This window comes from Halohasta sp. A2 (assembly GCF_056175805.1).
Genome location: NZ_JAQFWV010000250.1, coordinates 1 through 332, shown reverse-complemented (window position 1 = coordinate 332; position 332 = coordinate 1). Strand labels below are relative to the sequence as shown.

Genomic DNA, 332 nt, shown 5'->3' with positions numbered 1-332 from the left:
GAATGCAGATCCTCCGCCAGGCTGGCAAGCAATGTGGAAAGGACTGCAGAAGCTCCGTATGTGGGCGGAAGGCTACGAACTGGGTACTGAATAAGCGACAAGTCGCTCATTCAGCGGAATCAAGACACAGTCGATCACATCGGGTTAGAGGAAGTGTCTGTTTGGACCTGGTGTGAAAGAAACCCAAACAAACAACAAAATCGAGGAAGAGCATCTGCTTAATTTTGTCGTCAACACTCTCGACGAGGAACTTCCGATAGAACTCGCAGACGGTGTAAAGGTCTCATCAGAGAAGCTCTATGAGGTCCTCGCTGGCGCCAGCGCCAGCGGGA

The 332-nt window shown here is 51.5% G+C and carries 1 pseudogene; it reads left to right on the top strand.

The annotated features are described in order from the left end of the window. Window positions 1-172: 172 nt before the first annotated feature. Window positions 173-332 (top strand): annotated as a pseudogene (locus O2S87_RS19010) (ISH3 family transposase); the annotation flags it as partial.